The organism is Paenibacillus sp. W4I10, assembly GCF_030816325.1.
Taxonomy (GTDB): domain Bacteria; phylum Bacillota; class Bacilli; order Paenibacillales; family Paenibacillaceae; genus Paenibacillus; species Paenibacillus amylolyticus_B.
Genome location: NZ_JAUSXX010000001.1, coordinates 4,224,067 through 4,237,069, shown reverse-complemented (window position 1 = coordinate 4,237,069; position 13,003 = coordinate 4,224,067). Strand labels below are relative to the sequence as shown.

The window sequence follows — 13,003 nt, the reverse complement described above, 5'->3', positions numbered from 1 at the left end:
AATGGAATTATCGATAACTTCGGAAATGGCGGTATCCAAGCTGTATGTAAAAGAAACACAGTGTCCATATTGCAGTGTGCAATGCAAGATGACAGTTGAAGAGTTGGTTGCACCTGTTGCAGGCCAGAGCCGAGCGGAATATACGGTCCAAGGCGTTCCGAATGAAGCCTCTCAGGGCAGGTTGTGTGTGAAGGGTATGAATGCTCATCAACATGCGCTCAGTGGTCAACGATTAATGCATCCGCTCATTCGTCGCAATGGCGAGCTTGAATCCTGTTCCTGGGAGGAGGCCATTCAGACCATCGCAGAGCGGTTTCAGGACTTGAAAGATTCATACGGAGCAGATACGGTCGGAGTCTACGGAGGCGGATCTTTGACAAATGAAACAGCCTATCTGCTCGGCAAGTTCGCCAGAGTTGCATTGGGGACAAAATATATCGACTATAATGGACGGTTCTGCATGTCAGCTGCGGCTTCAGCTGGCAGTAAAGTGTTCGGGATGGATCGTGGATTGACGTTCCGTCTGTCCGATATTCCCAAGGCGGGCTGCATTGTACTCGCAGGTACCAATATTGCAGAATGCCAACCAACCCTGTTGCCCTACTTCAATAAGGCGAAGGAGAACGGGGCCTTCATTATCGTTATTGATCCACGCAAGACGGCAACCGCTGCCATTGCCGACCTTCATTTGCAGGTGAAACCTGGCATGGATGCTCTGCTGGCAGATACCATGTTGAAAATAATGACGGATGCCGGATTGGTGGACCCTCATTTTATAGGCGAACGAACGTATGGCTACGAGCAATTGATACAAGGGTTGGCTGATCTGCAACTCGAACAGGCGGCACAAGCATGCGGGGTTGATCTGGCGTTGATTCGTCAGGCGGCGATGGCATACGGTGAGGCAGAGACAGGCATGATCATGACAGCGCGTGGTGTGGAACAGCAGACGGATGGGCATATGGCTGTCAGACACTTTCTCAACCTGGTGTTAGCGACTGGCAAAATTGGCCGAGAAGGCTGTGGATATGGTGCTATCACCGGTCAGGGAAATGGGCAGGGCGGACGGGAGCATGGGCAGAAGGCTGACCAGCTGCCGGGCTATCGATCGATTGAAAATGAAGCCGATCGTGCCTATGTGGCATCCGTCTGGGGTGTGGACCCTGCAAGTCTGCCTGGTAAAGGGGTCTCGGCCTACGAGATGATGGAGAAGGTCCATGATCAGGAGATTCGGGCGTTGCTTGTAATGGGCTCCAACCCAGTCGTGTCCAACCCCAATGTGCGTTTGGTGGAAGAAGGTCTGCGCAAGCTGGACTTTCTGATCGTGGCAGATATGTTCCTGTCGGAGACAGCACGCATGGCTGATCTGGTTCTCCCGGTTACATCTTATATGGAGAATGAAGGTACACTGACCAATCTGGAGGGGCGTGTTCTGCTCCGTGAACAGGGGCGGCCTGCGCCGGGAGAAACGCTCGATGATTGGGATATATTATGCCGGATTGCCGCGCAATTGGGTAAAGCTTCTTATTTTGAATATGACACTGCTGAGGATATCTTTAATGAGCTTCGGGTGGCGAGTCGTGGCGGGGTGGCTGATTACTATGGCATTACCTATGAGCGTTTGCGTAACGAGAAAGGGGTATACTGGCCGTGTTCTGCCCTGGAGGATCAGGGAGAAGGACTGCTGTTCGGTGAACGATTCGCTCACCCGGACGGCAAAGCGGCATTCACATTTGAATCCAGCCCGGGCTGGAATGATATATCTTCGGAGTTCCCCTTAATTCTCACCAATGGGCGTGTGTTACCTCATTATCTTACAGGGGTGCAGACACATCGAAGTCCGGCACTGGCAGCTCGTGAATTGGAGAACTTTGTTGAACTTCACCCGGCTACCGCTGCCCGTTATCGTATTCACGATGGAGAGTGGGTAGAGATTCAATCGACGTACGGAAGCTTCACGGTTCGTTCGCGCATCAAAGATTCGATTCGGCAGGATACCTTGTTCGTGCCGATGCATTGGGGCGGCATTCAGAATGTGAATCGGGCCACCAGACCAGAGCTAGATCCGTTCTGCCGGATGCCTGGGTTCAAGACAGCAGCTGTAACCATTCGACCGTTGCGATTGGTCAGATGATTCATGCAGGTTTCAGTTTTTAAAGGTTCTCAGGTGTCATAAGCTGTTCTAATAGTAGCTTAGCGGCTGCGCAGTCATATTTATATGAGACTGTGCGGTTTTTTTTGCGTATATGTACGCAAGTAGGCCATAGTTCCGTGGTTCCACGTAAACATGAGGATTGGCTCATGAATATAGATTGAATTTTAGTTATGATGTTCATTAGGGGTACATATGTACGTATTTTTGGTTTTATTTTGAGATAGGTCGTCATTTCGAGTTTAGGTTATTACGCATCGTGGTATAGATATCGGGGCTTATGGAAGTTTCTTCAAATAGGGCAGGACAGAGGGGGCATGACAGTGAACGTATGGATAACGGTAAAAAGTCTGGGTAAGCGCAAGCCGGTACTTGCCAAGCAAGCTGCCGAACTTCCGGAAACAACTCATACGTTAAGGCAGCTCATTGAGAACATGGTGGCTCTGCAAGTAAAAGCGCTTCAGGACAAGAAACAACAGGCTGAATTGCTCGCCTACCTGATGCCGGATGATATTGAGGCGCAGGGAGCGGCGGGAAAAGTCGGGTTTGGCGCAGTATACAATGAGGGTGTTCCTGATCTGAATGTTGCGATGGAGACAGCTATAACCGCCTATGAGGATGGATTGTATAAAGTATTTCTCAACGATGAAGAATTGCAGGAACTGGATGAGTCACTTGTTGTAAAAGACGGAGATAACGTGGTATTTATTCGTTTTACAATGCTTGCCGGACGTCTGTGGTAGAGAGCGATGAAGGAGGAGAACAGGATGAATCAGGAAGAGCAAGTACAGGTGTATATCGATGGATTGCAGGAAAGAGCCAAGTCGTTAACAGGGGTACAGCTTGAGCTGGCAGGCTATGTTGTGGAGATCGCCGGGTCTACGTATTTGCGTGGAGATGAAAAGATGTTTTTGAATACTGATAAGTTGCTTGGAAGGTTGGCTGCAGAAACGCAGAAACCATTATTCCAGCCACTATTGGATGTGCTCCAGCATCTGGCGAGCGAGTCATTGGTTGCACGATTCCATTATATCGCAGAGCGTGCGACTCGTTTCCCATACAGTAACAACTATGAACGCCGGCCTTTCCGCACATCCGATCCTGAACAGCATGTAGCACAGGTCATTCGCAAACTGATGGGATTGTTCCGTATGGAAATGAAGAATTTCTCCCTGAATGAATATGTGTCACTTCGTGAGTACAAGTTGGATTATCTGCATGAGATCCGTTGGGTTCTGGCGGATTGTATCGCTTATGAACTGGATCATCAGGGCGAAGATATGAAGCAGGCGCTGCACGATATTATATATGGTGACAATCAGAATGCATTGTTAACCCATGAAATGATCAAAGGCATATTCATGAGCGATCAGGCGGATGCCTATCAGATGGTGGGTGAGCTGCTTGTTGCAGCAAGGTTGCAGGAAGGACTGCGCCAAAGCATTGTGGAGCGGATGGATGAAGGGACACTGGAAGCCTATATTTACATATTAAAAATCATTATCGACAACAACCTGATTCGTTTCAGTTCCGTGGTAAGAGCGCTTGCCGTATGGACGGGGATCGGCATAGAAGCAGCTAACCAGCGTGTTGCCGCACAGTTGATTGAACAGGCCTATCAGGCGCTTGTGCAACCAGAAGTACGCGAGGCCTGGCAGCAGGAAGCAAATGCTAACAAACTCTTTATCAGTCTGTGGGCGACAGCGGTCATTGAAGAGAATGAATTGAAGAGCAAGATAATCGAGATTATGGATCAAGGTCAGTTATATCAGAAGATTGTTGCCCAATATGTACTGGCTAACAGCCAGAACAGGGAGCTTCGATTGGACATTGCACGTCGTTATCTGGAGGCGCAAGATACCGAGTTGATGCACTGGATTGTGACCAACTATGATGCGATGTATATGTACAACTGGAGTTTCGAGAATGGAGAGAATCAGCGTAGCGTCTACGTGTGGCCATTGCCTACTCTTGGAGATAAGGCCTTGCGGCGTCAGGACTTTGATCGGTTCAAACAGATGCTGGCTGCCATTCCAAAAGGCGGGTCAGGTGGACCATCAGGTGTACTTGAGTATGTTCACTACCGGATTGATACGGATGATGTAGTCAAGAAAATGTTATATTTGGCTGCATATGATATGGACCCGGAATGGATCGGGGAGGTCATCGCAATCAAGGACCGATTGAGCCCGGAACTGCGCGGAGAACTGCTGTCCCAGTTTGTTCAGCATCCTGATAATGAGTTACAAAGACAGTTTGTGTTTGAGAGTTTGTCTGATAAAAGCATCAGTAATCGGGAGAGTGCACTCGCCAAAGCGAAGCTGCTCACGTTGACGGTTGATGAGATGAAACAGATGGAGGCGTTGATGAAGCTCAAAACAGGCTCACTTCGTCAGAAGGTCATCCATGTATTGTTACTGCAACCCGTGGACCAATTGGCGGTCTCGCTGAAGCGACTTTTGCAGGCCAAGAGTGAACTGCAGCGCTTGGGTGCGCTCGAATTATTGACCGAGATTGCGGCAGATCCAGAGCGGATAGATCAGCAGGAGCAATTGCAGCCATTGGCGCAGCTGATTGAGACACCCACTGCCAAGGAACAGAAACTGCTGGATAAGCTGACCGATCAGGGGAGTCGTTACACAGCCTCTAATGGATTTGGTTTATTTGATCCGAAGCGACGTGAGCCATTGCTGGATGAAAAGCGTGATCTCAAGGGCCATAATCCGAAGGATATCTTTACACTCTCTCTGGATAAGACCAGACCATTTCTGGAGGGACTTAGTGAATTAGTGCATGAACACAGGGATTATGAGTACCAGGTGGAATACTACGCTGGCTACAAAGACACATTGTTAATCGGAGCGAGTCTTCGCTCCAAGGTTCCGTATGGAGAGCGGAATGAAATGAAGCAAATGGAACAGTTTCCGCTTCATGACGTATGGGAGAACTACATTCAACATGCCGGGTTTAGCAGTGTAGAACTGATGCAGTTGTATATGGGTATACAGCTCCGGGATTTCAATGGCAAATTGAGCGACCATTACAGTTACTTCCATGATCAGTATGGCTATGAAGAACTGCAAAAGATTCCGTTACTGGAAGGCTGGCGCAAGACGTTTGCTGAACAGACCTATCCTCTGGATGATATCGAAAAGCTGCAGCAGATGCTGGATTCGTTAACGTATAAGGATCAGGTAGTGGCGCTGATATCGGCGGCATTTCTGGATAGCGATCCGATCGACACGTTTGAAATAGCTGAGAAAACCTGGGCCTCCATCATCGCGAGTATGCCTGCTGATCGACTCGAGAAAGAGTCAGGCATGCTTCATATTCTGACTGGACCTTGGAATTATGTAGTTCGTGGCAAAATCCATGACGACAACAGCTTCAAACGTTTCTTCCAGACAGCTTACCAGTTCACCAGTCTTGTAGAGAGTAGTCAACCGCTGTCTTTACTGTCACTTGAAGATTTCCTGCGTGCGTACCAGTTGAACCTGATTGATGATCAAGAGATATATCGACAGGTGCTGATCGGTGGGAATCGTCTGATGTTTATTCGGGACTTAACATCCACTCGTACAGAAATGATCGCGAGTGATCCGAAGCTGATTCACTTACGGGATACGGTCGTTAATCGGATTCTGGAGATTGAGCTGACCCGGGGAGAACTCTCTACAGAAGTAAGCACACTTGCCATGAAACTGGATCGAATTGAAGGCATGGAACACTGGGTACATCTGGTTTCTGCGATGGATCAGGATACATTTGTCCGTGGATATATCTATAGCTATGGAGACAACACAACACGTAAAGAGACGTTTAGCTATCTAATTCAGAATTGTCATCCACGGGATGGAGAAGATGAGAAGCGTCTTGGGGAATTGCTCCAGAAGTATCCGGTGAATGAGAAAAAATTGCTGGAAGCAGCCATGTACGCCCCGCAGTGGATGGAGATTGTTGCGAAACATCTGGGATGGGAAGGTCTTCGCAGTGCAGCCTGGTACTTCCATGCTCATATTAATGAACGATTTACTGCGGAGAAAGAAACCATCGTGGCCCACTATTCTCCAATCTCACCACAGGACTTTAATGAAGGTGCGTTTGATATCGCTTGGTTTGAAGAAGCCTATGCTGCTGTCGGGGAGGAACGGTTCAATCTGTTATACGATTGTGCCAAGTACATTTCCGGGGGAGCTAATCACCGCAGATCCCAATTGTTCGCAGATGCTGCACTGGGCAAGCTTCGTCTGGACGACATGCGTGATTCCGTGTCAGATAAGCGAAACAAAGATCATTTGTTAACCTACAGCCTGATCCCATTCGCGGCTAATCGGGAACAGGATCTGCGTGAGCGATACGACTTCATTCAGAAGTTTCTGATGCAGAGCAAACAATTCGGTGCACAACGTCGTGCCAGTGAAGGTGTGGCATCACAGATTGCACTGGGCAATCTTGCTCGTAATGCAGGTTATGCCGATGTTACGCGGCTGATGTGGGACATGGAAGCACGTAAGTTGGATGAGATGAAATCCTTCTTTGAACCTCATGCATTGGATGCTGACACGACAGCACAATTGGTTATTGATGAGGAAGGCCAACCCGAGATGGTTATCGTTAGCAAAGGCAAGACACTCAAATCTGTACCAGCTCGGTTCAAAAAAGATGGATATATCGCTGAACTGAAAGAGCTCAAATCGGATCTGGTGGATCAGTATCGCCGGGCACGGCAGGAGCTAGAACGTTCGATGACTGCTGGAACGTCCTTTACACGTGAGGAAATTGCCAGTCTGATGCAAAATCCGGTTATACATCCGCTGGTAAGAACACTTGTATTCCAGTCAGGTGACAAGACGGGACGATTCGATGTAGCATCCAATGGTTTGGTTGCTCCAGGGCCGGAGGGTACGAACCATACACTAGCGGAACAGGATCAACTGTTGATTGCTCATCCGCTTCATCTGTATCAGAGCGGAAGCTGGAGTGAATTCCAGCGGGATCTGTTCACCCGTCAGGAGCGTCAGCCGTTCAAGCAGGTATTCCGTGAGCTATATCTTCCTAACGAGGACGAATTGGCTAATGGTACGGTGTCTCGTCGATACGCCGGGTATCAGATTCAACCGAAAAAAGCAGTAGCTCTGCTTAAAGGACGCCAATGGACTGTCAGTTATGAGGAAGGTCTGCAGAAGGTAAGTTACGAGCACAATCTGATTGCGAATCTTTATGCCATGGCAGATTGGTTCTCACCAGCAGATACGGAGGCACCTACCTTGGAGACGGTGCAGTTCTACGATCGTAAGAGCTACAAACCTGTAGCGCTGCAAGATGTACCGCTAACGTTCTTCTCGGAAGTTATGCGTGATATCGATCTGGTGGTCAGCGTTGCACATGTGGGAGGCGTAGATCCGGAAGCCAGCCTGACAACAATCGAGATGCGTCACGTTATTGTGAACGAGTCTTTGCGTCTGCTGAAGATCGACAATGTACGTTTGGACGGGAATTACGCAAGAATTGATGGTGAATTGGGTGAGTATGCTGTTCATCTGGGGAGTGGTAATGTGTTCAAACAAGCCACAGGTGCACTTCATATCGTACCAGTGCACAGTCAGCATCGGGGTCGAATCTTCCTGCCATTCCTTGATGAAGATCCGAGAACGGCTGAGATTCTGTCCAAGGTGATGTTGCTTGCCGAAGATAAGAAGATCAAGGACCCGCAGATTCTTGCACAGTTACAGAACTAGAAGTGATTGAACAGAAGTGAGCCGCCCCTTTTGGGGCGTTTTTTTATTTGCTACTCCGATTTCAATGTAACTTCGAATCTCAATATAACGAGTGTAGAACAAGAATCATGGATGGGAAGTGGACAATATGGAGAAATTCCAACATAAAGGCAACTGAAGAACCTGTTAAAAGGGACCTCAGTTGCTTTTAAATTTTTGGATATTTCAATGGACCGGATTGGTTCCGGTTTCAATTAGACTTAGGACCCAGAGCGTGTTGGCATATTCCTTTATTTGATAATTAATTGCATTAATTGGTTGAATGGGAGTGGGTCGAACTGACTGTTTTTAAAAGTAAAGAATTTGTTCGAAAGTAGTTACGGAAATGTAAATAATTCGTTTTCTTGTTTTGTTATCTGAATTATTAATATGGTGATTCCAAAGAACTAGGCTTGTTCTAATCGGTCATTTACCAAATTTAAGGGGATGTAATTCATGTTCATGTCGGCTATCGTTAGGAAGCGAAATCTGCTGACTTGCTTGCAGGCTGCAGTTTCAGAAGCCATGTGCAGGACGACCTGAATGCTTGAAAGACGGGGATCAAGCCAGTTTGCATTCCCTTGTATACATGTATTCAATATGTGCACAAGAAAAATGATCAAGAGAGAAGGAGAACTTACAACATGAACAGAAGACTCAATCTGATTTTCCTCAAACGATGGTTTATGTTATTAATCATCGTGGCGGTTGCGGCTATGCCGCTGCACGCCTTCGCCGCGGAGGCGGATTCTGGGGCCAATCGGCCTTGGATGAACACATCTCTATCAGCGGAGGAACGTACCGAGCTGCTGCTCAAGGAGATGACGCTGGAGGAGAAAGTTGGATTCGTAACCGGTAAAGTAAATAACTATTATGGTTTCTATAATGATGGACTGGAGCGCCTCGGCATTCCGGCATTACAGATGGCAGATGGACCCGCAGGAGTACGTGTGGCAAACCCGGATGTACAGGACAAAAAGTCCACGGCATTGCCTGCACCCATCGCGCTTGCCGCTTCCTGGGATACCAATCTGGCCAAGAAATATGGCGATCTGATCGGTCAGGAAGCACATGATACAACACATAATGTAGTGCTCGGTCCTGGGCTGGATATTGCACGTACACCATGGGGTTCCCGGAACTTCGAATCTCTCGGGGAAGATCCTCTACTGGCTTCCGGCATGGGTGCAGCGTATGTGAACGGGATTCAAAGTAATCCGGTTATCGCTACAGCGAAGCACTACATCCTGAACAACCAGGAGACGGAACGTTTCACGACCAATGCAACAGCCAGTGAACGTGCGATTCAGGAAGTCTATGCACGTCCGTTCCAGGCGATGGTCGAAAAAGCGGATCTCGGTTCAGCCATGTGTTCATTTAACCAGGTGAACGGTACATATGCTTGTGAGAACAAGGAGATGCTGACCGATGTCCTTAAGGATCAGTTTGGCTTCGCAGGGTTCGTCATGAGTGACTACGGTGCAAACTTCAGCACAGCCAAATCCGCCAATGCGGGTCTGGATCTGGAGACACCGGGAGAGCCTTACGGCAAATGGGGAGACAAATTGCTGGAAGCCGTGAACAATGGCGAAGTCAGCGAGCAAACCATTGATGAGAAGGTTAGACGCATTTTGCTTCAAATGTTCGATAAAGGGCTGTTCGATAACCCTGTAACGAATACACAAATCAATGCCAAGAAAGACGGCAAACAGGCACGTGAAATTGCAGAAGAGAGCATGGTTCTTTTGCAAAACAACGATAATGTGCTGCCGCTGTCCAAGAAAAACGTGAAATCCATCGCTGTCATCGGTCCGGATGCAGATAACGCATCTGCTGCTGGTGGAGGTAGCAGTCTGGTTAATCCGACGTATACTGTAAGTCCGCTTCAAGGAATTCGTAACCGTGCCGGTAACGGTGTGGATGTAAAATATGCTGCCGGAACGGATCCTATCTCCGCAGGAGATGCATTTAATGGACCATCCGCCGTACCTTCTACTCTTTTATCACCAGCGGATGCTCAGGAGAGCGAAAGAGACTATGGTACAGATCGTGCGGAATACGGTCTGCGTGCTGAATACTGGACGAATACAGATATGGAGGGTCACCCTTCTCTGGTCCGTACGGACAATCAGGTCAACATGAATCTTGGATTCTACAACTATGAAGGTTTTAACGCACAATCTTCCAAGCTTCCAGTTACACCAACCAAATTCAATGCCAAAATGTCCGCTCGTTGGACAGGGGCAATCACAGCACCCCAAACGGGTGAATATAAGCTGTCCCTGACCAGTCTCGGTTCTGCGAAGCTGTATGTGGATGATAAGTTGCTCGTAGACAATCAAGGTGAAACATTGAGTACAACGAAGAAAGAAATCAAATTCAAAGAAGGCGAGTCCCACAATATTCGAATTGAGTATCGTACGGATTTCCCGGTACAGACTAATCATGATATGGGTGCACAGGTTCGTTTTGGCTGGGAAGCTCCAGAAGACGCTGTGGATATCAAAATGCAAAAAGCAGTTGAGCTGGCGAAAAAATCCGATGTAGCTGTCGTGGTAACTCGCACGTATGACAGTGAAGGTTACGTCGACCGTTCCGACCTGGAGCTGCCGAATAACCAGGAGCAGCTGATCCGCAAGGTAGCAGCAGCCAATCCAAAAACGATTGTGGTGCAAATGAGTGGTCGCGCTGTTGAAATGGATTCCTGGCAAAAAGAAGTGCCATCCATCGTTCAGGCTTGGTATGCAGGTCAGGAACAAGGTAATGCAGTGGCACGTGTGCTGTTTGGTGATGTGAATCCATCCGGTAAGTTGCCGGTGACGTTCCCATCAGATGATTCCCAGACCCCGGTATCCACTGCGGAACAATTCCCGGGTGTTAACGGGGTGGGCAACTATTCCGAGGGTATCTTTGTAGGGTATAAAGGATATGACAAAGAAGGCATGACACCGGCGTTTGCCTTTGGACACGGACTGTCGTATACCGAATTTAATTATCGTAATCTGCATGTGAAAAACACTGGCAAAGGTGATAAGGAAACCGTAGAAGTATCCCTGAATCTGCGTAATACGGGTAAAGTTTCCGGTGCAGAAGTTGTACAGGTCTATGTTGGCAATCTGCCAACTAAAGTTGAAACGCCAGAGAAGCAGCTTGCTGGTTGGGCGAAGGTAGATCTGAAGGCAGGCAAGCAGCAGCGGGTCAACATTCAACTGGATCGCAGCGCATTGTCCTACTGGGATGAAACATCCCATGAATGGGTAATGCCTAAGGGTAAAGTCCAAGTGTATGTTGGCAGTGCATCGGATGATATCCGTCTGACAGGCAGTGTGAATATCGGAAGCAAGTCCGGTAAATAAAGTTCAATCAGGGAGATTGGAAGGTGTTCTCCCAGTGAAGTTATTCGTGTCAAATGCAGTTTGTTCTAATTCATATAGATTAGGAAATTGAGTCGTGGCCTAGTGGCCGCGGCTTTTTCCACAATGGAAGGAGAGTGAAGCGTGATGAACATAGGCTGGCGAGAGCATCCCAAACGATGGATGATCCTGTTAATCGCTGTTTGTTGTATCGTTGGAGGAATTTCGCTTATCCTCAACCGAAATGAACAATCCATTCCTCCACCGGCTGTGGACAAGCAGAGAGCGGCCGAAGTCTGGCTAACCACGGGAGATCAGCAAAATCTGCTTACACCACAGAAGCCCATTCCAATTACAGATCACCATGATGCAGACCCAAGTTCTTCAGTTTCTTCAACGCAGGAGTCAGACATTTCTTCGTCAGCGTTCACCATACGGATCGACCCGGACAAGACGTATCAGACTATGGATGGATTTGGCGCAGCGATGACAGGTTCGTCGGCACATCTGATTAATCAGCTTCAAGATGAGAAGCAAGAGCAACTGCTGAAGGACCTGTTCTCGACGGAAGGGCTGAACATGGATATGGTACGTCATACGATTGGTGCCTCCGATTATTCGGTAGATGAATCAGGTGTGGCTTCAAGTTATACCTATGATGATATCGAGTCCGACACGGACTATGAGATGGAACACTTTTCGATCGAAAAGGATCAGGACGTTGTGAATATGCTGGAGCGTGTAGCTGATTTGAAACCAGATCTTAAAGTGCTGGGCACACCGTGGACGGCCCCGGCCTGGATGAAGTATGGGGAGAAGACCACTAACGGTTGGTATCTGGATTACAACGATCCCCAGGTGTATGAAGCGTACGCGAGATATTTTGTGAAATATATCAAAGCTTATCAGGCAAAGGGCATTCCCATCTATGGGATCACGTTGCAAAATGAACCGGAGTTCACCTCGGATAAATATCCGAGTATGAGTATGGGCGCCGAAGAACAAGCGATGTTCATACGGGATTATCTCGGCCCAGCGCTACAGGATGCAGAACTGGACACACGAATCATCGCGTATGATCATAACTGGGATCAGGCGGTTGAATATACCGGTAAGGTGCTTGGTGATGAGCAGGCCACTGCATATATCGATGGATCTGCTTTTCACTGTTATGCAGGTGATCCATCTGCCATGTCGGAAGTGCATGAGCGCTTCCCGGACAAAAATATCTATTTTACCGAATGCAGTGGTGGGGAGTGGAGTCCTGATTTTGGCGAGAATCTTATCTGGCAAATGTCCAATCTCATCATTGGTGCACCTCGCAACTGGGCGAAAAATGTGCTGCTCTGGAACATTGCACTTGATCCGCAAGGTGGACCCACGAACGGTGGCTGTGAGAACTGTCGTGGGGTTGTGACGATTGACCCGGAGCGTGATGAAATCACCAGAAATGTCGAGTATTATGCGTTAGGCCACATCAGCCGTTATGTGCGTCCGGGAGCTGTGAGAGTTGAATCCACGCAAGAACAGGGCAAGATCGAGAACGTAACCTTCCGCAATCCTGATGGAACGATGGCGCTGGTTGCAGCTAACACGGGTGAGGTAGAAGTTTCCTTTGATGTAGTCATGGGCGGAGATTCGTTTCAATATATACTGCCTTCCCAGTCGGCAGCAACCTTCCGTTGGAAGCCAAAAACGGGGGTAAAACGTTGACTCAAGATTGGAAATTATGGGTACAGATT

At 48.2% G+C, this 13,003-nt stretch carries 5 protein-coding genes; all 5 read left to right on the top strand.

The annotated features are described in order from the left end of the window. The first annotated feature begins 1 nt into the window (after position 1). The 5 genes from nasC to QF049_RS18995 all read left to right on the top strand — a co-directional run bounded on the left by nasC (position 2) and on the right by QF049_RS18995 (position 12,974). A complete protein-coding gene (gene nasC / locus QF049_RS19015; RefSeq protein WP_307539719.1) occupies positions 2-2,134 on the top strand; it encodes an assimilatory nitrate reductase catalytic subunit NasC in 2,133 nt (710 codons plus the stop codon). 341 nt (positions 2,135-2,475) lie between these two features. Beyond that, the gene (locus QF049_RS19010; RefSeq protein WP_307539717.1) at positions 2,476-2,895 is read left to right on the top strand and encodes a hypothetical protein; all 420 of its coding nucleotides are present in this window, start codon (positions 2,476-2,478) and stop codon (positions 2,893-2,895) included. A 24-nt stretch (positions 2,896-2,919) separates the two neighbouring features. Continuing rightward, positions 2,920-7,890: a DUF4132 domain-containing protein gene (locus QF049_RS19005; RefSeq protein ID WP_307539715.1), complete on the top strand. Its 4,971-nt coding sequence runs from the start codon at positions 2,920-2,922 to the stop codon at positions 7,888-7,890. A 662-nt stretch (positions 7,891-8,552) separates the two neighbouring features. After that, entirely contained in the window at positions 8,553-11,264 is a 2,712-nt protein-coding gene (locus QF049_RS19000) for a beta-glucosidase (RefSeq protein WP_307539713.1), read from the top strand. Positions 11,265-11,408: 144 nt separating this feature from the next. After that, complete coding sequence (locus tag QF049_RS18995) at positions 11,409-12,974, top strand: glycoside hydrolase family 30 protein (protein ID WP_307543330.1); 1,566 nt, start codon at positions 11,409-11,411, stop codon at positions 12,972-12,974. The last annotated feature ends 29 nt before the right edge of the window (positions 12,975-13,003 follow it).

Coding starts and splice junctions, on each gene's coding strand:
- nasC (WP_307539719.1), top strand. CDS start 2: ATGGAATTATCGATAACTTCGGAAATGGCGGTATCCAAGCTGTATGTA.
- QF049_RS19005 (WP_307539715.1), top strand. CDS start 2,920: ATGAATCAGGAAGAGCAAGTACAGGTGTATATCGATGGATTGCAGGAA.
- QF049_RS19000 (WP_307539713.1), top strand. CDS start 8,553: ATGAACAGAAGACTCAATCTGATTTTCCTCAAACGATGGTTTATGTTA.
- QF049_RS18995 (WP_307543330.1), top strand. CDS start 11,409: ATGAACATAGGCTGGCGAGAGCATCCCAAACGATGGATGATCCTGTTA.